This is a genomic window from Pseudogemmobacter humi, assembly GCF_900609055.1.
GTDB classification, from domain to species: Bacteria; Pseudomonadota; Alphaproteobacteria; order Rhodobacterales; family Rhodobacteraceae; genus Pseudogemmobacter; species Pseudogemmobacter humi.
On sequence record NZ_UXAW01000072.1, the window covers coordinates 1 to 15,943 of the forward strand.

Here is a 15,943-nt window from a genome sequence, read left to right on the forward strand (position 1 = left end):
ATCTCGCGCCCGCCCGGCACCCACCGGATCGAGGTTCCCGCCGACAATCCGACGCTGAACGCGCTGGCCGCGGGGGAATATGTCCTCGCCGTCGAGGTCTCGCGCGAGGGCGGCGGGCGCGAGATCCTGCGCACCCCCTTCACCTGGGGCGCCGCCAGCACCGCCGAGGCAGCGGGCGAGCGCGAACTGAGCCGGCTGTCCGTCCGGGTCACGCCATAGGAAACGAGATGCAGGCACGGACGATCAGCGCGGACCCGCGGCGCAGCTTCTGGCTGCGCCAGTTCCGTTTGTGGCACTGGGTCTCGGCCGCGATCAGCCTTGCGGGGATGCTGATGTTCGCGGTGACCGGCTTCACCCTGAACAACGCGGGCCTGTTCGCCGCGCGCCCCGAGACGACCGAGATCACCCTTGCGCTGCCCGCCCCGCTGGCGGCGGAAATCGCCGCCTTCGCGGATGAAACCGAAGATCCCGTCCCCGAGGCGGTGGCCGACTGGGCCGCGCGCGAGTTCCGGGTTTCGCTGGCCGGGCGGCCGACCGAGACCAGCCCGGATGAGGTCTATATCCCCCTGCCCCGCCCCGGCGGCGACGCCTGGCTCGCCATCGACCGCGCCAGCGGCGAAGCCACCTACCGGCTGACCGACGGCGGCTGGCTGGCCTGGCTCAACGATCTGCACAAGGGCCGCCATACCGGCGCGGCCTGGTCCTGGTTCATCGACCTGCTGGCCCTGGCCTGCGTGATCTTCACGCTCACCGGCCTCGGGCTGTTGTGGATGCATGCGCGGCTGCGCCCGGCGACCTGGCCGCTCGGCTGGGCCAGCCTTGCGCTGCCCGTCATCATCGCGCTGCTGTTCATCCACTGATGCGCGACACCCCGCCCAATCTGGTGATCCTGCCACCCGCCGTGACTGACGCGCCGCTGTCGCCGCCCTCACCCGGCGCGCGGGCGCTGGATCTGGCGGGCGAGAGCATGGGCACCACCTGGTCGGTGCGGCTGTTCGCGCCGCCGGAGCTGTCCGGGGCCGCCCTGCGCGGCGCGATCACCGCGGAACTCGCGCGGATCATTGCCCTCTTCAGCCCCTGGGTCGCGGACAGCGAGGTCTCGCGCCTGAACGCCGCGCCGGAAGAGGAACTGACCGTCTCGCCCGGTTTCCGCGCTTTGCTCGCGCCCCTGATGGAGATCGCCGCGCAGACCGGCGGCGCCTCGGACCCGACGCTGGGCGCGCTGACCGATCTGTGGGGCTTCGGCCCGCCGGGGCCGCGCCAGGCCCCGCCCGCGGCGGCGGAGATCGACCGCGCGCGGGCGGTGAGCGGCTGGCGGCGGGTCTCGCTGGAGGGCACCCGCCTGCGCCGCCCGCCCGGGATGCGCTTCGATTTCAGCGGCAGCGCCAAGGGGCTGGCGGTGGACCTGATCAGCCGGGCGCTGACCGGGATCGGCGCGGGCCACCACCTGGTCGAGATCGGCGGCGAGTGTTTCGCCCGCGGGCTGAAGCCCGACATGCGGCCCTGGTGGGTCGCGATCGAACAGCCGCCGGAGCTGCCCAGGGTGCTGGTGGCGCTGAACGGACATGGCCTCGCGACTTCGGGCGACGAGCGCTGCTTTCGGCATGGCGGGCGGCGCTATGCCCATACCATCGACCCCTCGACCGGATGGCCGGCGGAAAACGACCTGACCCAGGTCTCGGTGATCGCGGCGGATACGATGCAGGCCGATGCGCTGGCCTCGGCGCTGATGGTGATGGGGGCGGAGCGCGCTCTGGACCATGCCCGCCGCCACGGCATCGCCGCGCTGATGCTGCGGCACGGCGGCGCGCGGATCCTCACCCCGGCGATGGAGCGGATGACAGGCGATGACGGCTGACCCCTCGGACTGGATCCTTGCCGCGCTGGTCACCCTGGCCTGGGCGGCGCTGACCCTGCGCATCGCGCTGCGCCACCGGGGCGGGGCGGGCGGCAGCCTGCTGATCGGCTACGCCAGCCAGAGCGGTTTCGCCGAGATGCTGGCGCGCGCCCAGGCGGCGGAAACCGGCGCGACCATCCTGCCGCTCGACCGGATCGGCCCGGCGGAACTGGCAGGCGCGCGCCGCGCCCTGTTCTACGTCAGCACCACCGGCGAGGGCGATCCGCCCGACAATGCCGCCGCTTTCGCGCGGATGATGGCCCGGGCGCAGCGGCTGACGCATCTGTCCTACGGCTTCCTCGCGCTCGGCGACCGCAGTTACCCCCATTTCTGCGGCTTTGGACGGCGGGTGGAGGACTGGCTGCGCGCCTGCGGGGCGCAACCGTTGTTTCCACGGGTGGAGCTGGACCGCGATCACCCCGAGGCGCTGGCCCTGTGGCAGCGCGGGCTCGACCGGCTCGGTCTGCACGCGGCAGAGGGGCCCGGTCACGCGCCCTGGCGGCTGGTATCGCGGCGCCACCTGAACCCCGGCAGCCCCGGTGCGCCGCTCTGGCATCTGGTGCTGAAACCACAAGGCGATCTGCCCGCCTGGCGCGCGGGCGACATCGCCGGGATCGCCATCCCCCGCCCGGAAGGCGAGCTGATCCGGGAATATTCGCTGGCCTCGCTGCCGTCCTCGGGCCGGGCCGAACTGATCCTGCGCGAGGTGCCGGGCGGCGCGGGCTCGCCCCTTCTGTGCCGGCTGGAGCCGGGAGGTGAGGTCCGCCTGCGGATCCGCGCGAACAGCGGTTTCCACGTCGATGACGATCAGGCGCCCTTGGTGCTGATCGGCAACGGCTCGGGCCTGGCCGGGCTGCTGTCGCATCTACGCCACCGGGCAGGGCTCACGCGCGCCGGAAGGGTCTGGCTGATCCATGGCGAACGCGCCGCGCGGTCGGATGCGATCTTCGATGCGGAACTGCACGACCTGGCCGAAAGGGGCGTGCTGACCCGGCTCGACCGGGTTTTCTCGCGCGACGGCGGCCCGCTGCGCTATGTGCAGGAGGTGGTCCGCGCGCAGGCCGGCATGCTGCGCCGCGAGGTCGCGGACGGCGCGGTGATCTGCCTGTGCGGCAGGCGCGAGGGCATGGCGCAGGACGTGCTGGCCGCGCTGGAAGCGGTTCTCGGCACCGAAGGGCTGGAAAGGCTGCGCAGCAACGGGCGGCTGAAACAGGATGTCTACTGAGCGCGCCCGCGCCTGAGCCGCGCCTCGATCCGGCGCAGGATCAGCGACAGGCCCACGGTCATCGTCAGGTAAAGCAGCGCCGCGACGTTATAGGTCTCGAAATAGCGGAAATTGGTCGAGGCGGTGATCTTGGCGAGTTGCGCGATATCGGTCACGCCCAGCACCGCGACCAGCGAACTGTCCTTGATCATGGCGACGAAATCGTTGCCAAGCGGCGGCAGGATCAGCCGGAACGCCTGCGGCAGGATCACGAAGCGGAACCGCTGCCACGGGCTCAGGCCAAGCGCCTGCGCGGCCTCGGTCTGGCCCCGGTCCACCGCCTGGATTCCGGCGCGGAAGATCTCGGCCAGAAAGGCGGAATAGGCAAGCGTCAGCGCCAGCACCGCCCGCCACAGCAGCGAGAACCCCCGCGCGCTGACCGGCTCCTGCCCGAAAGCCGCCAGCGCCCAGTTCAGCGCCGCGACCAGCCCCGGCGCCAGCACGAAGGCGACATATAAGAGCAGCACGATGATCGGCACGCCGCGCATCACCTCGATATAGAAGCGGGCGATCTGGCGCAGCCAGACCCGGCGCGAGAGCGACATCACCGCAAGCCCCAGCCCAAGGACCGAGGCCCCGAGGAAAGCCACCACCGAAACCAGCAGCGTGATCCGGATCCCGCGCGCCAGCATCGACAAGGCCGCGCGGTAATGCGCATCCGACAGCACCCCGGCAAAGACCCAGAGGCCAAGCCCCGCCAGCACGACGAGCCACCAGGGGAAATCCTTCTCTTCCGGCTGGATCATTCCGGGCTTACTGACCCATCTTGTAGTCGAAGAACCACTTGCGGTTCAGCGCATCGAGCGTGCCGTCGGCCTCCATCGCGGCGATGGCGGCGTCGAAGGGCGCCACCAGATCGGATCCCTTGGGGAAGATGAAGCCGAATTCCTCGGCGCCCAGAGGCTCGCCGATGATCTTCAGCGCGCCCTCCGAGGCATCGACATAGCCATGCGCCGCGGTGGAATCCGACAGGACCAGATCGACATCGCCCGCGCGCAAAGCCGCGAGCCCGGCGCCGAAGGTCTCGAACTTCACGATCCGGGGGTCCTGTTCGTCGCTGTTCAGCACCTCGTAGACGCCCACGTAAAACGGCGTCGTGCCCGGCTGCGCCGCCATCAAAAGGCTCTGGTCGGCCGCGAAAGAGGCGGCGTCGTCAAAGCGCGTCTCGTCGGCGCGCACCACCATCAGCATCTGCGACAGCATATAGGGGACCGAGAAGTCCACCGCCTCCAGCCGTTCCTCCTTGATGGTGATGCCGTTCATAGCCACGTCATATTGCCCCTCGGACAGGGCGGGGATCATCGCATCCCAGGCGATGTTCTCGTATTTCACCGAGAGGTTCAGCCGCCGCGCGATCTCGGCCACGGCATCGTATTCCCACCCGACGGCCTGGCCTTCGCCATTGATGAACTGAAGCGGCGGATAGGTGTTCTCGGTGGCGACCACCAGTTCGCGGCCCGCCAGATCGGGCAGGGTCTGGGCGGGGGCGGCACCCGGCAGGGCAAGGGCAAGGGCAAGGGCGGCAAGGGCAAGGCGCAGTCGCATCGGGAAATTCCTAATCGTCAGGGCTCGTCGCGCATCCGCCGCAGACTATGCCGCCAGGCCCCGTCGCTGGCAAGGGCGGCGCGGATGGGCCGGGAACCGGCGATTTCGGTGGCTTCCGCGCCCGGGAATCTGCCAGACTGGGGCTGAGCGCTCAGACAGGAGGGCAGAGGATGACCCCCGATCAGGTTCCCGCATGGCGCAAGGCGGAACGCGAGCGGCTGCTGGCCGAACGCGCCGCCCGGCCGCTGGCCGCGCGCCAGGACGAGGCCGCGGCCCTGGCACGCCATCTCGACGCGCTGCTGGCGGCCCGGTTTTCCGGCCCGGCGGGGCTGGTGGTTTCGGGCTACTGGCCGATCAAATCCGAGCCAGATCTGCGGCCCTGGCTGACCGCGCTGCACCAGCAGGGCGCGCGGACCGCGCTGCCGGTGGTCGAGACCCGCGCCGCGCCGCTGGTGTTCCGCCCCTGGGCGCCGGGGGCGGCGATGGAGCGCGGGCACTGGAACATCCTCGTCCCCGCCGATCCCGCGCATATCATCCCCCAGGTGACGCTGGCGCCGCTGGTCGGATGGGACCGGCAGGGCTACCGGCTCGGCTATGGCGGCGGCTATTTCGACCGCACGCTGGCCGCGCTGGCACCCCGCCCGCTGGTGATCGGCGTCGGCTCGCAAGCCGCAGAGATCGAAACCATCCATCCGCAGCCGCATGACATCCCTCTCGACGCCATCGTCACCGGCGAAGGCGTTCAGGTCCTGCGCGGCTGACCGCCGCAGGCGGCGCAGCCGCGCCGCGGCTTCACCGCGATCATCCGGGTCTCGGCATAAAGCGCGTCGTGGATCATCAGCCGCCCGCGCAGCCCCTCGCCCGCGCCGGTCAGATATTTGATCGCCTCGGCCGCCATCATCGCGCCGATCACCCCGGGCAGCGCCGCGGCCACCCCGGCCTCGGCGCAGGTCGGCACCAGACCTGGGGCCGGACGGGTGGGAAAGACGCATTCGTAGCACGGCCCGCCCCGGGCCGGATCCCAGAGCGAGAGCTGGCCCTCCCACTGGGTGATCGCCCCGGCGATCAGCGGCTTCCCCAGCGTGGCGCAGGTGCGGTTCACCAGAAAACGGGTGTCGAAATTGTCGGTCCCGTCCAGCACCAGATCGTAATCCGCGATCAGCGCGGCGGCGACACCGGGATCGAGCCTGCGATGATAGGGGCGGACCTCGATGAACGGGTTGATCGCCTTCATCGCCGCCTCGGCCGAAAACACCTTGGGCATGCCGAGCCGCGCGTCGCTGTGGATGATCTGGCGCTGAAGGTTCGAGGCCTCGACCGTATCGTCGTCGATCACCCCGATCACCCCCACGCCGGCCCCCGCAAGGTAAAGCAGCGCGGGCGAGCCGAGCCCCCCCGCCCCCACCACCAGCACCCGGGCATTCTTCAGCCGCTGCTGGCCGGGGCCGCCGATCTCGCGCAACAGGATATGGCGGGCGTAGCGGTTCACCTCGGCCGGGGTGAAAGCCGCGTCCGACGCGGGCGCAGGCGGCGGCGCGGCCTTCGCCCGCAGCGTTTGCAGCCAGTGACGATAGGCCCATATCAGCGCGGCGACCGGCCCGGCGATCAGCCAGAACCGGAAACTGCCGAGGCTGCGCTCAAGCCCCGGCGCGCCCAGGGGCGAGGTCGCAAGCACCAGCGCCGCCCACCACAAGACCGCCAGCGCCAGCAAAAGCCGCCGGGGCCAGGAGAACAGCCAGCCCGCCAGTCCGGTCGCGAAAAAGCCGATGAGGCCGATCATTTCAGCCCGGTCGAGCCGAAACCGCCCGCGCCGCGCGCTGTCTCGCCAAGCGCACCGGCGATCTCGTAGCGGGCGCGGATCACCGGGGCGATCACCGCCTGGGCCACCCGCTCGCCATGGCGGACGACGAAAGGCGCGTCGCTCAGGTTGATCAGCGGCACCCCGAGCGGGCCACGGTAGTCGCTGTCGATGGTGCCCGGCGTGTTCGGGAGCGTGATCCCGTGTTTCGTGGCAAGGCCCGAGCGCGGGCGGACCTGCATCTCATAGCCCTCGGGGATCTCGACGCGCAGCCCGGTGGGGCAGATCGCCCGCGCCATGGGCGCGAGGACGAGGCCGCTTTCGCGCAGTTCGGGCGGCAGATTGGCGCAAAGATCGGCGCCCGCCGCGCCTGCGGTCTGGTAGACCGGCAAGGGCACCTCAGGGTCGGCCCAGTCCTCGCGCAGCACTCTGATCGTCACCATTTTCTTCCTCCGCCAGCCGCCTCGCGGCCGGAATTTTCCAAAATTCCGGTCAAAATTCTTGCAAGAATTTTGCGTCGCGCGGGTGTCGCCCGGTCACGCCAGCGCATTGGCGATCCGCTCCGCCAGCCGCCGCGCCACCGCATCCTTGCCCATCCTGGGCCAGGGCTCGGCGCCGTTCGCGTCGATCAGCGTAACCGCATTCTCGGCCCCGCCCATGATGCCGGTTTCGGGCGAGACATCATTGGCCAGGATCCAGTCGCAGCCCTTGCGCAGCCGTTTCGCGGTCGCATGTTCCACGACCTTCTCGGTTTCGGCCGCGAAGCCCACCACCAGCCGGGGACGCGGCTCCCCCCTGGAAACCGCGGCCAGAATGTCCTCGTTCTCGGCGAAATCCAGCGCGGGCGGGCGGTCTGATCCGTCCTTCTTCATCTTCTGCGTGCCCGGGTTCGCGATCCGCCAGTCGGCCACCGCCGCCGCCATCACCGCCGCATCCGCCGGAAGGGCCGCGCGCACCGCCGCCGCCATCTGCGCCGCCGTTCCGACCGCGACCACATCGACGCCCGGGGGCGGCGGCACGCTGGCCGGGCCGGTGACAAACGTCACCCGAGCCCCCAGATCGCGCAGAGCGGCGGCAATGGCCGTGCCTTGTGCCCCCGAGGAGCGGTTGGCGATATAGCGCACCGGGTCGATGGGCTCATGCGTCGGGCCAGAGGTCACCAGCACATGCCGGCCCGCCAGCCGCCCGGCCCCGAGCGCGGCGGAAATCGCGGCGAGGATCGCTTCGGGTTCGGCCATCCTTCCCGGCCCGTATTCGCCGCAGGCCATATCGCCCTCGTCCGGCCCCACCCGCAGCACACCGTCGCCCTCCAGCGTGGCGAGGTTGCGCTGCGTCGCCGGATGCAGCCACATCCGCAGATTCATCGCGGGCGCGACCAGCACCCTTTTGTCGGTCGCAAGAAGCAGCGTCGAGGCCAGATCGTCCGCCCTGCCCCCCGCCATCTTCGCCAGCAGATCCGCCGTCGCGGGCGCCACCACCAGCAGATCCGAGGCGCGGGAAAGCCGGATATGGCCCATCTCGGCCTCTTCGGTCAGGTCGAACAGATCCTGATACACCTTGCCGCCCGCCAGCGCCGCCAGCGACAGGGGCGTGACGAATTCCGCACCGCCCTTCGTCAGCACCGGCGTGACCGAGGCCCCGGCCTTCTTCAACAGCCGCACCAGTTCCAGCGCCTTGTAACCGGCGATACCGCCGCCGACGATCAGGGTGATGCGTTTTCCGACCAGCATGCCATGCCCTCCGCTGCGGCCCGGACCATAGGAGCGCGCCGGGGATAACTCAATGCCCGCCTCAGCCCTTCAGGCCCGCGCAGGGATCCTCGCGCGGGGCGGGCTCGGTCAGGAGCCAGAGATCGTAAGGCGGCGCCTCGGGCGCCTCTCCGCCGCGTTCGATCTGACCGAGGGTCAGGATGCGCAGCTCCGGCGCGGCGCCTGCCAGCAGCGCGGGCGCGCCGTGGTCGCGGCGGGCATGGCCGTTGCCGGTGATCACCGCGACCGGCCCGCCGGTTTCGGCATAGGCCCGCGCCGCGGCTTCGGCGAGCGATGCGTCGCGCAGCCGCTGCGCCTCGACCATACCGGTCATCATCTCGCGCGGCATGGCCCCGCAATGCGCGGCGAACTGTTCCTCCACGCGCGCGGCCTGGTCCCCGGGCGCAAGCGGAGTATCCAGCCCGTAACGCCCGGCCTCGGGCCCGAACACCGCCGCCGCGCCTTCCGAGAACGCGCGCCGCGCCCGCTCGCGCGGGACTTCGGCGCCGTAGATCCGCGCGTCCGGGGCGGCAAGGAAGATCGGGTGATAGAGCGCGAAATCCGGCCAGCCTTCGCCCCAGTTCAGCGCATCGGCCAGCGCCGCGGCATCGTCGAAAGCCGGCAGATCGCCCGGCTCCGGCCCGACCATCTCGAAGACCAGCGCCTTCGGGGCCAGCGCCGCCACCGCCCGGGCCTGGCCCAGGTGATGCGCGGCATTGTCATGCACCTCGCCCAGGAACCAGACATCGGCCGCGGGCAGGGTATCCAGGTCGGGGGCGGCGATCTCCTGCGCCATGGCGGGCAGCGCCAGGAATGCGGCAAGGAGCGTCGCGGCAACGGGTTTCACGAGCGTTTTCATGCCCCTGTCATGCACCGGAACCGCATGCCGCTCAAGCCCCCGCTGGCCCCCGCCCGCGCGCCGGTATAGGCTGGCCGCCAAGGAGTTCCGCCCATGATCCCGCTTCCCGCCCTGACCCTCGTGACCGGGGGCGCGCGTTCCGGAAAATCGCATTATGCCGAGCGCCTTGCCCGCGCCCCGGGGCTGGCGCTGCGCTATATCGCCACCGGCCAGGCCTTCGACGCCGAGATGGAGGAGCGTATCGCGCGCCACCGCGAAGAGCGCGGCCCGGGCTGGCAGACCTTCGAGGCGCCGCTCGACCCAGGCCCGGCGCTGGCCGGGGCTGCGCCCGACAGCGTGACCCTGTTCGACTGCGCGACGCTCTGGCTGACCAACCACCTGCTGGCGGAACACGATCTGACAGCCGAGACCGACCGGCTGCTCGCCGCGCTGGCCGCCGCCCCCGGCCCGGTGATCGTGGTGACGAACGAGGTCGGCCAGGGCATCGTGCCCGGCGATCCGCTCTCGCGCCGGTTCCGCGACGAACAGGGGCGGCTGAACCAGCGGCTCGCGCGCGCGGCCGGGCTGGTGGTGGCGGTCATCTGCGGGCTGCCGCTGGCGCTGAAAGGCGCCCTGCCGCCGCTGGAGGACGCGCCATGACCCGGTTCTGGCTGGTGCGCCACGGGCCGACCCATGCGCGCGGCATGGTCGGCTGGACCGACCTGCCCGCCGATCTGTCGGACCTTGCCGCGCTCGACCGGCTGAACGCCTTCCTGCCCCATGACGCGCCGGTGATCTCGTCGGATCTGTGCCGCGCGGTGGCCACCGCCGATGTGCTGGGCCGCCGTCGGCTGACCCACGACCCCGGCCTGCGCGAGATGAATTTCGGCGCCTGGGAAATGCGGCTCCACGCCGAGCTGGAGGCCGAGAGCCCCGACCTGATCCGCGCCTTCTGGGAACGCCCGGGCGAGATCCGCCCCCCCGGCGGCGAAAGCTGGCTGGACATGAGCGCCCGGGTCTGCGCCGCGCTGGAAAGGCTGAACGGAGAGGCGCCCGAGGTGATCGTGGTCGCGCATTTCGGCCCGATCCTCGCGGGCGTGCAGCGCGCGCTGAAGGCCAGCGCCTGCGAGGTGCTGGCGCACCGGATCGACAATCTCTCTGTCACCTGCCTTGAAATCGGCGCGGGCGCGGCGCCGGGGCGGCTGCACCGGATCAATCACATTCCGTGATGAATCGGCGCAGGAAACATCGTTTCCCCTGGCGCGCCCCGGGCTCCAGGATGGGCCGCGAAGGAGACATTCATCATGTATGATCTGTTGATCGGCGACCGCAGCTATTCCAGCTGGTCGCTGCGCGGCTGGCTGCTGTTCGACGCCTTCGGCATTCCGGTGCGCCGCCATACGGCGCGGCTTTATACCGACGAGCTGCCGCGCGCTTTGCGCGACTATGCGCCCGCCCGCACCGTGCCGGCGATGCGCACGCCCGAGGGTGCGGTGATCGCGGAAAGCCTCGCCATCGCCGAGGAACTGGCGAGCCGCCACCCCGGGGCCGGGCTCTGGCCCGCAGACCCCGCCGCGCGCGCCACCGCGCGGATGCTGGCCGCCGGGATGCACGCCGGTTTCGCCGCGCTGCGCGAACATTGCCCGATGAACCTGCGGGTGTCGTATGAAAGCTGCGACCCGCCCGCGCCGGTGCTGGCCGATCTCGCGCGGCTGGAGGAACTCTGGGCTCATGCCCGCGCGGTGAGCGGCACGAAAACCCCCTGGCTGTTCGGGGCATATTCCGCGGCGGATGCTTTCTTCGCCCCGGTCGCGGCGCGTATCGCGGGTTACAACCTGCCCGTCGGGGCCGAAGCGATGGTTTATGTGGCCGCCCATCTCGCGCATCCCTCGTTCCGCCGCTGGCGGGCGGCGGCGCTGGCCGATGGCGCAGATCAGCCGCTCTACCGCCGCGACTGGCCGCAGCGCGCCTGGCCCGAACCGGCGGCGCCCGCATAAAGCCACCCGCGTTTACCATTCGATAACCAGTTTGCCGCCATGGTCGCCCCGGGGCGAAGACGGAGACGGGGATGGTGGCGCGGGCCTATACGGTGGCCTTCGAGGGGGTCGAGGCCCGGCTGGTTGAGGTGCAATGCGCCATCTCCTCCGGCGCGGCCGGGTTCAGCCTTGTGGGCCTTGCCGACAAGGCGGTCAGCGAGGCGAAAGAGCGGGTGCGCAGCGCGCTCCAGGCGCTGTCGATCGCGCTGCCGAACCGGCGCATCACCGTCAACCTCTCGCCCGCCGACCTGCCGAAAGAGGGCAGCCATTTCGACCTGCCGATCGCGCTGGCGCTGCTCGCGGCCATCGACATCCTGCCGCGCGACGAGATCGCCCGCACCGTCGCGCTCGGCGAGCTCTCGCTCGACGGCAAGCTGATGCCGGTCGCAGGCGCGCTGCCTGCGGCGATGACGGCGGCGGGCGAGGATTGCGCGCTTCTCTGCCCGCGCGCCTCGGGCCCCGAGGCGGCCTGGGTCGGCGCGGCGCAGGTGATCGGCGCCGGCTCGCTGGACGAAGTGGTGCGCCATTTCACCGGCCAGTCGCCCATCGCCAGCGCCAGGGCGGGCGAGATCGCGCAGCCCGACCGCTTCCCCGATCTGCGCGAGGTCAAGGGCCAGGAACGCGCCAAACGCGCGCTGGAAATCGCCGCCGCCGGGCGCCACCATCTGCTGCTGACCGGCACGCCCGGCTCGGGGAAAAGCATGCTGGCGAACCGGCTGCCCGGCATCCTGCCGCCGCTTTCCCCGGCCGAGGCGCTGGAAACCTCGATGATCCACTCGCTGGCCGGACTGCTCGCCGGGGGCGGCATCTCACGCGCCCGCCCGTTCCGCGCGCCGCATCACAGCGCCTCGATGGCGGCGATGGCCGGGGGCGGGCGCGGCGCGAAACCGGGCGAGATCAGCCTTGCGCATAACGGCGTGCTGTTTCTCGACGAGTTGCCGGAATTCCCCCGCCAGGTGCTGGAGGCGCTGCGCCAGCCGATCGAGAGCGGCGAGGTGATGGTCGCCCGCGCCAACGCCCATGTGCGCTATCCGAGCCGCTTCCTGCTGGTCGCCGCCGCAAATCCCTGCCGCTGCGGCTACCTGCCCGACCCCGCCCGCGCCTGTTCGCGCGCGCCCGTCTGCGGCGAGGATTACATGGGCCGCATCTCCGGCCCGCTGATGGACCGGATCGACCTGCGCATCGAAGTGCCGCCGGTCAGCTACAGCGACCTCGACCTGCCCGCCGCGGGCGAAAGCTCTGCCACGGTGGCGGCGCGGGTGAGCGTGGCGCGCGGGATCCAGGCTGAACGGCTGGGCGATACCGCGCTTGCCAACGCCGACCTGGCCGGAGAGCGGCTGGAACACTTCGCCACCCCCGATGCCGCCGGGCGCGAGCTGATCGGGCGACTGGCCGAGCGGATGGGCCTTTCGGCCCGCGGCTATCACCGGCTGCTGCGGGTGGCCCGCACCATCGCCGACCTCGACGGCAGCGATGCGGTAAGAAAGAATCACGTCGCGGAAGCGGCGGGATACCGGCTGGTCCCGGGCGGCGGGCTGTCCTGAGCGGCGGCGCGCCGGAGAAAACCGCGCGAGGGTTGCCCCTGCTGCGGCAGCCGGATCGGTCGCTCAAGGCAGCAGCCGTGGCGCGAACCGGCCATCGCCCTGTATCCTTGGTTCCCGCCGGCTCGGGGGGAACCAGGGCCGGATCACCCTCCTGCCCGCCTCCCGGATTTCGTCCGGGCGCGGGCAACAGGCCGACCAACGTGTGACACCTCTTTCTTCAGGAACCCCGAAGAACCGGGACGACGGAAGAAGTCATACATATCAAAAACACTGGGTTGTAGGAGCTTGCAGGCGTAAATGATGCCAAGCTCGCCCGTCATGCCGGAAGGCCCGAAAATGGCTGTTTAAGAGACATTAAAGCTGAAATGATGGCAGCCGACACATCACCTCATGTTCCCCAATCGAATCACCCGCGATCGGCGGAGCAGATGCCCGGTGGATAAGAACACCGAGTCCCCTCGCCACTCCGGTAAAGGCCCGCCGGGTCGCCGAAAAACACCTCTCGCCAGATTTCTGGATGCAAGTCATTCCCGACATCAGCAGGATCGCCTGCACAAACGGGGGATCAGCATATGAGCATTTCATTGCGCCGGAGGCCGGGTGCATGGACCCGGATTCATCAGGAATCAGGGCGACTGATCCGGCATGCCCTCTCTGCGCGCGATCAGACCCTCACCTCTCCCATGATGCGGCCGCCAAGCCATATGAGCGAAGCACGACGCAGGCCGGAAAGGACCGGCCCACCCCTGCACTTCCGGCAAGCCCCCGAACGGCCCGCGTCATTGGAAAGCGCCCGGTCGGGCAAACGGGACCCGCGGCAGGTCCCGGCTCTGCCGATGCTGATGCAATCCAGCCGTTGCGGTTTCCGGCAGGCAGGATCGGGTTTCCCGCGCCCAGGGAGGGTGTTCACCCCGCGCGTTTCGCCTCGATCGCCTGCCAGATCTTTTCCGCGGCATTGGTGCCGTCGAATCGCTCAAGCTCCTGGATGCCGGTCGGCGAGGTCACATTGATCTCGGTCAGCCAGTCGCCGATCACGTCGATGCCGACGAAGATCTGGCCGTGGTCGCGCAGAGTCGGGCCGATGCGGCGGCAGATCTCCAGATCGCGCGCGCTCAGCCCGATCTTTTCGGGCCGCCCGCCGACATGCATGTTCGAGCGGGTCTCGCCGGCCTGGGGCACGCGGTTGATCGCGCCGACGGGCTCGCCGTCGACAAGGATGACGCGCTTGTCGCCCTGCGCCACCGCAGGCAAGAATTTCTGCACGATCATCGGCTCGCGGCTCATCGAGGTGAACAGTTCATAAAGCGACGAGAGGTTGCGGTCGTTGCCGTCCAGCCGGAACACCCCGGCGCCGCCGTTGCCGTAGAGCGGCTTGAGGATGATGTCGCCATGACGCTCCTTGAAGGCGCGGATCGTCGCGAGATCGCGGGCGATGGCGGTGGGGGGCGTCAGGTCCGGGAAGCGCAGCACCAGAAGCTTCTCGGGGAAATTGCGCACCCAGAACGGGTCGTTGACCACCAGAGTGCCGGGCCGGATCATCTCCAGCAGATGGGTGGTGGTGATATAGCCCATGTCGAAGGGCGGATCCTGGCGCAGCCAGACCACATCGAATTCCGACAGGTCAACCTCGGTCTCGTCACCGAACGAGACATGGTTGCCCTTCTCGCGCCGTAATTCGATCCAGCACCCCCGGGCCGTGACCCGGCCCTCGACGAAGGCCAGCCGGTCGGGGGTATAGTAAAACAGCCGGTGCCCGCGGCTTTGGGCTTCAAGCGCGATGCGGAAGCTGGAATCCGCGTCGATATTGACCGAGCCGATCGGATCCATCTGAAAGGCGACTTTGAGGGCCATGGAAAGCTCCTGTTTCTTCCGGCCCTTTGATGACGCAAGCCGCGCCCTGATGCAAATGCGTCAGAGGAAGAAGGCGGCCTCGGCGATATCGACACGGCCCTGCCCATCGACCAGGGCCAGATCGAATCGCATATCGACCGGGGTGCAGGGGCAGCGTCCGGCCAGATGGACCCCGAACAGGTAATCCTCGGCGGCGGCGCCGAGGCGGCGCATCTGACTTTGGCTCAGATGGCCGGCGGCGATGTCATGGGTGGCGCCGCGCTTGACCTCGACGATGGCGAGATCGTCGCCCTTGCCGGCGATCACATCGATCTCACCCCCCTGGCCACGCCAGCGCCGGGCGAGGATTCGCCAGCCACGGGCGGCATAGTCGCGGGCGACGGCATCCTCGGCGGCGAGGCCGGCAAGGTGGTTGCGCTGGCCGCGATGCACCCGGGCCGAAGGCACGGGGCGGCACAGGTCTTCGGCGAAGAAATCGAGGGGCAAGGCAGCCTCCTGGCAGGTCAGGTCTTCGTGCGGGCCAAAGCCATCTGATAGGCTTCGCGCCGCGGCACTTTCAGATTTTGCGCGACGAAAGTTGCGGCTTCCTTAACGCTCATGCTGCGCAGCGCCTCGTCGAGCGCCGCCGCGACCTCGGCCGCGCCCACGGCCTGCGGGGCCGCGCGGTCGATCACCAGCACGATCTCGCCCTTCGGATCCTGCTCGCCCAGAAGGGAAAGGATCTCTTCCGGCGTGCCGCGCAACACTTCCTCGTGCCGTTTGGTCAGTTCGCGGCAAAGCGCGACCTGCCGTCCCGGCCCGAAGATCTCTGCCAGATCCGCCAGCATCCTGCGCACCCGGCGCGGCGATTCGTAGAGCACCAGCGTGGCCTGGACCCCGGCAAGATCCTGCAAAAACCGTTTGCGCTCGCCCGCAGGCTGGGGCGGGAAGCCCGCGAAAAGGAAGCGGTCCGTGGGCAGCCCCGCCACCGCCAGCGCCGCCAGCAGCGCCGAGGCGCCGGGCGCGGCCAGAACCGGCGCCCCCGCCGCCACCGCCGCCCGCGCCAGCACGAAGCCCGGGTCCGAGATCAGCGGCGTCCCCGCCTCGGAGGCATAGGCCACCGATTTCCCCCCGGCCAAGAGCGCGGTGATCTTCGCCGCCACGCCCTGCTCGTTATGGTCATGCACCGCGAGCAGCGGCCGGCCGCCAAGCGCGATGCCGTGGATCTCCATCAGATGGCGCAGGGTGCGGGTATCCTCGGCCGCCAGCACATCGGCCCCGGCGAGGATGTCGAGCGCGCGCAAGGTGATGTCGCGCGCCGCCCCGATCGGGGTCGACACCAGATGCAGCCCCGCGGGAACCGCAGCGGCACCCACGCGCGCCGGGCGATCGGCGGAACCCGTCATCGCCTGCCCTCCGGCAAGTTTACTTCGGGACCGGAAC

General features: G+C 70.2%; 18 protein-coding genes. 9 read left to right on the forward strand and 9 right to left on the reverse strand.

Going from position 1 to position 15,943, the window contains the following annotated elements:
- From XINFAN_RS12030 to XINFAN_RS12045, 4 genes are all read left to right on the forward strand, one after another.
- On the forward strand, window positions 1-219 hold a 219-nt coding region (locus XINFAN_RS12030; RefSeq protein ID WP_124087115.1), incomplete at its 5' end, for a DUF2271 domain-containing protein.
- Window positions 220-227: 8 nt separating this feature from the next.
- A complete protein-coding gene (locus tag XINFAN_RS12035; RefSeq protein WP_124087116.1) occupies window positions 228-860 on the forward strand; it encodes a PepSY-associated TM helix domain-containing protein in 633 nt (210 codons plus the stop codon).
- A complete protein-coding gene (locus tag XINFAN_RS12040; RefSeq protein WP_124087117.1) occupies window positions 860-1,858 on the forward strand; it encodes an FAD:protein FMN transferase in 999 nt (332 codons plus the stop codon). Before XINFAN_RS12035 ends, XINFAN_RS12040 begins: the two co-directional genes overlap by 1 nt.
- Complete coding sequence (locus XINFAN_RS12045) at window positions 1,848-3,122, forward strand: NADPH cytochrome P450 oxidoreductase family protein (protein ID WP_124087118.1); 1,275 nt, start codon at window positions 1,848-1,850, stop codon at window positions 3,120-3,122. Before XINFAN_RS12040 ends, XINFAN_RS12045 begins: the two co-directional genes overlap by 11 nt.
- Here the strand turns inward: XINFAN_RS12045 and XINFAN_RS12050 are convergent.
- Together XINFAN_RS12050 and XINFAN_RS12055 are read right to left on the reverse strand one after the other, a co-directional pair.
- Window positions 3,116-3,907, reverse strand: coding sequence for an amino acid ABC transporter permease (locus XINFAN_RS12050; protein WP_124087119.1), 792 nt, complete (start codon window positions 3,905-3,907; stop codon window positions 3,116-3,118). The two genes, XINFAN_RS12045 and XINFAN_RS12050, sit on opposite strands and share 7 nt — an antisense overlap.
- A gap of 7 nt (window positions 3,908-3,914) precedes the next feature.
- On the reverse strand, window positions 3,915-4,706 hold the full coding sequence (locus XINFAN_RS12055) for a transporter substrate-binding domain-containing protein (RefSeq protein ID WP_124087120.1): 792 nt from the start codon (window positions 4,704-4,706) through the stop codon (window positions 3,915-3,917).
- A gap of 170 nt (window positions 4,707-4,876) precedes the next feature.
- On the opposite strand from XINFAN_RS12055, the gene XINFAN_RS12060 reads away from it, so the two are divergent.
- Window positions 4,877-5,467, forward strand: a complete 591-nt coding sequence (locus tag XINFAN_RS12060) for a 5-formyltetrahydrofolate cyclo-ligase (protein WP_233352197.1) — start codon at window positions 4,877-4,879, stop codon at window positions 5,465-5,467.
- On the opposite strand, the gene XINFAN_RS12065 is transcribed toward XINFAN_RS12060, so the two are convergent.
- From XINFAN_RS12065 to XINFAN_RS12080, 4 genes are all read right to left on the reverse strand, one after another.
- A complete protein-coding gene (locus XINFAN_RS12065; protein WP_124087122.1) occupies window positions 5,449-6,486 on the reverse strand; it encodes a HesA/MoeB/ThiF family protein in 1,038 nt (345 codons plus the stop codon). The two genes, XINFAN_RS12060 and XINFAN_RS12065, sit on opposite strands and share 19 nt — an antisense overlap.
- Window positions 6,483-6,947 (reverse strand): dUTP diphosphatase, encoded by a 465-nt coding sequence (dut, locus tag XINFAN_RS12070; RefSeq protein WP_124087123.1) that lies wholly within the window; start codon window positions 6,945-6,947, stop codon window positions 6,483-6,485. Before dut ends, XINFAN_RS12065 begins: the two co-directional genes overlap by 4 nt.
- A gap of 93 nt (window positions 6,948-7,040) precedes the next feature.
- The gene (gene coaBC, locus XINFAN_RS12075) at window positions 7,041-8,234 is read right to left on the reverse strand and encodes a bifunctional phosphopantothenoylcysteine decarboxylase/phosphopantothenate--cysteine ligase CoaBC (protein ID WP_124087124.1); all 1,194 of its coding nucleotides are present in this window, start codon (window positions 8,232-8,234) and stop codon (window positions 7,041-7,043) included.
- A 61-nt stretch (window positions 8,235-8,295) separates the two neighbouring features.
- The gene (locus tag XINFAN_RS12080; RefSeq protein ID WP_435530867.1) at window positions 8,296-9,111 is read right to left on the reverse strand and encodes a ChaN family lipoprotein; all 816 of its coding nucleotides are present in this window, start codon (window positions 9,109-9,111) and stop codon (window positions 8,296-8,298) included.
- A gap of 93 nt (window positions 9,112-9,204) precedes the next feature.
- Here XINFAN_RS12080 and cobU point away from each other — a divergent pair, with 93 nt between their 5' ends.
- The 4 genes from cobU (at window position 9,205) to XINFAN_RS12100 (ending at window position 12,670) form a co-directional block, all read left to right on the forward strand.
- A complete protein-coding gene (gene cobU, locus XINFAN_RS12085) occupies window positions 9,205-9,750 on the forward strand; it encodes a bifunctional adenosylcobinamide kinase/adenosylcobinamide-phosphate guanylyltransferase (protein ID WP_124087125.1) in 546 nt (181 codons plus the stop codon).
- Window positions 9,747-10,319 carry a histidine phosphatase family protein gene (locus XINFAN_RS12090; RefSeq protein ID WP_124087126.1) on the forward strand — a complete coding sequence of 191 codons (573 nt, stop codon included), beginning with the start codon at window positions 9,747-9,749 and terminating at the stop codon, window positions 10,317-10,319. Before cobU ends, XINFAN_RS12090 begins: the two co-directional genes overlap by 4 nt.
- Before the next feature lie 75 nt (window positions 10,320-10,394).
- Window positions 10,395-11,087 carry a glutathione S-transferase gene (locus XINFAN_RS12095; RefSeq protein ID WP_233352198.1) on the forward strand — a complete coding sequence of 231 codons (693 nt, stop codon included), beginning with the start codon at window positions 10,395-10,397 and terminating at the stop codon, window positions 11,085-11,087.
- A gap of 71 nt (window positions 11,088-11,158) precedes the next feature.
- Window positions 11,159-12,670, forward strand: a complete 1,512-nt coding sequence (locus tag XINFAN_RS12100) for a YifB family Mg chelatase-like AAA ATPase (RefSeq protein ID WP_124087128.1) — start codon at window positions 11,159-11,161, stop codon at window positions 12,668-12,670.
- A 906-nt stretch (window positions 12,671-13,576) separates the two neighbouring features.
- Here the strand turns inward: XINFAN_RS12100 and gshB are convergent.
- Genes gshB through rsmI form a run of 3 tightly spaced genes read right to left on the reverse strand, consistent with a single transcriptional unit; the run spans window position 13,577 to window position 15,906 of the window.
- The gene (gene gshB, locus XINFAN_RS12105; RefSeq protein ID WP_124087129.1) at window positions 13,577-14,521 is read right to left on the reverse strand and encodes a glutathione synthase; all 945 of its coding nucleotides are present in this window, start codon (window positions 14,519-14,521) and stop codon (window positions 13,577-13,579) included.
- A gap of 60 nt (window positions 14,522-14,581) precedes the next feature.
- Window positions 14,582-15,007 carry a YraN family protein gene (locus tag XINFAN_RS12110; RefSeq protein ID WP_233352199.1) on the reverse strand — a complete coding sequence of 142 codons (426 nt, stop codon included), beginning with the start codon at window positions 15,005-15,007 and terminating at the stop codon, window positions 14,582-14,584.
- A 17-nt stretch (window positions 15,008-15,024) separates the two neighbouring features.
- The gene (gene rsmI / locus XINFAN_RS12115) at window positions 15,025-15,906 is read right to left on the reverse strand and encodes a 16S rRNA (cytidine(1402)-2'-O)-methyltransferase (RefSeq protein WP_124087130.1); all 882 of its coding nucleotides are present in this window, start codon (window positions 15,904-15,906) and stop codon (window positions 15,025-15,027) included.
- Between the last annotated feature and the right edge of the window lie 37 nt (window positions 15,907-15,943).

Excerpts from the sequence above, each read along its gene's own strand:
- XINFAN_RS12040 (WP_124087117.1), top strand. The coding sequence starts at position 860 with ATGCGCGACACCCCGCCCAATCTGGTGATCCTGCCACCCGCCGTGACT.
- XINFAN_RS12090 (WP_124087126.1), top strand. The coding sequence starts at position 9,747 with ATGACCCGGTTCTGGCTGGTGCGCCACGGGCCGACCCATGCGCGCGGC.
- coaBC (WP_124087124.1), bottom strand. The coding sequence starts at position 8,234 with ATGCTGGTCGGAAAACGCATCACCCTGATCGTCGGCGGCGGTATCGCC.
- XINFAN_RS12080 (WP_435530867.1), bottom strand. The coding sequence starts at position 9,111 with ATGAAAACGCTCGTGAAACCCGTTGCCGCGACGCTCCTTGCCGCATTC.
- XINFAN_RS12045 (WP_124087118.1), top strand. The coding sequence starts at position 1,848 with ATGACGGCTGACCCCTCGGACTGGATCCTTGCCGCGCTGGTCACCCTG.
- XINFAN_RS12060 (WP_233352197.1), top strand. The coding sequence starts at position 4,877 with ATGACCCCCGATCAGGTTCCCGCATGGCGCAAGGCGGAACGCGAGCGG.
- dut (WP_124087123.1), bottom strand. The coding sequence starts at position 6,947 with ATGGTGACGATCAGAGTGCTGCGCGAGGACTGGGCCGACCCTGAGGTG.
- XINFAN_RS12050 (WP_124087119.1), bottom strand. The coding sequence starts at position 3,907 with ATGATCCAGCCGGAAGAGAAGGATTTCCCCTGGTGGCTCGTCGTGCTG.
- gshB (WP_124087129.1), bottom strand. The coding sequence starts at position 14,521 with ATGGCCCTCAAAGTCGCCTTTCAGATGGATCCGATCGGCTCGGTCAAT.
- cobU (WP_124087125.1), top strand. The coding sequence starts at position 9,205 with ATGATCCCGCTTCCCGCCCTGACCCTCGTGACCGGGGGCGCGCGTTCC.
- XINFAN_RS12100 (WP_124087128.1), top strand. The coding sequence starts at position 11,159 with ATGGTGGCGCGGGCCTATACGGTGGCCTTCGAGGGGGTCGAGGCCCGG.
- rsmI (WP_124087130.1), bottom strand. The coding sequence starts at position 15,906 with ATGACGGGTTCCGCCGATCGCCCGGCGCGCGTGGGTGCCGCTGCGGTT.
- XINFAN_RS12065 (WP_124087122.1), bottom strand. The coding sequence starts at position 6,486 with ATGATCGGCCTCATCGGCTTTTTCGCGACCGGACTGGCGGGCTGGCTG.
- XINFAN_RS12095 (WP_233352198.1), top strand. The coding sequence starts at position 10,395 with ATGTATGATCTGTTGATCGGCGACCGCAGCTATTCCAGCTGGTCGCTG.
- XINFAN_RS12055 (WP_124087120.1), bottom strand. The coding sequence starts at position 4,706 with ATGCGACTGCGCCTTGCCCTTGCCGCCCTTGCCCTTGCCCTTGCCCTG.
- XINFAN_RS12035 (WP_124087116.1), top strand. The coding sequence starts at position 228 with ATGCAGGCACGGACGATCAGCGCGGACCCGCGGCGCAGCTTCTGGCTG.